The following is a 340-nucleotide window of genomic DNA, read 5'->3' as shown; positions in this document are numbered from 1 at the left end:
TCATCCCCAACCTCAGGCTTGGTCGGAATGTAATCGCCAGGCAGCAACATGACACGCACCGTGTACTTCTCACCTGCACCCAACACCGGCAACTTCTCGAACAAGTACTTACCGCTCGCATCAGTCGTGACATCGCCAACAGGATCACCGTTGACATCCATCACCGGCTGACCATCCGGACCCACGATCGACAACACCGCGCCCTCAATCGGGCGATCCGTAGCATCCTGCAGACCATCCTTGTTCACATCGAACCACACATAGTCACCCACGGACACACTCGGCTTCACGAAACCAAAGTCCAGCGTCTCATCGCGGTCACCGTTTTGGGTCAGGCCCT

Annotated in this window: 1 protein-coding gene; it reads right to left on the bottom strand. The window is 56.8% G+C overall.

Going from position 1 to position 340, the window contains the following annotated elements:
* Positions 1–340 (bottom strand): SdrD B-like domain-containing protein (locus EII42_RS12565; RefSeq protein ID WP_199729908.1); only part of this gene is annotated, 340 nt, incomplete at both ends.

The organism is Tessaracoccus sp. OH4464_COT-324 (genome assembly GCF_003932855.1).
GTDB lineage: Bacteria > Actinomycetota > Actinomycetes > Propionibacteriales > Propionibacteriaceae > Arachnia.
This window is presented reverse-complemented; position numbering and strand designations above follow the sequence as displayed.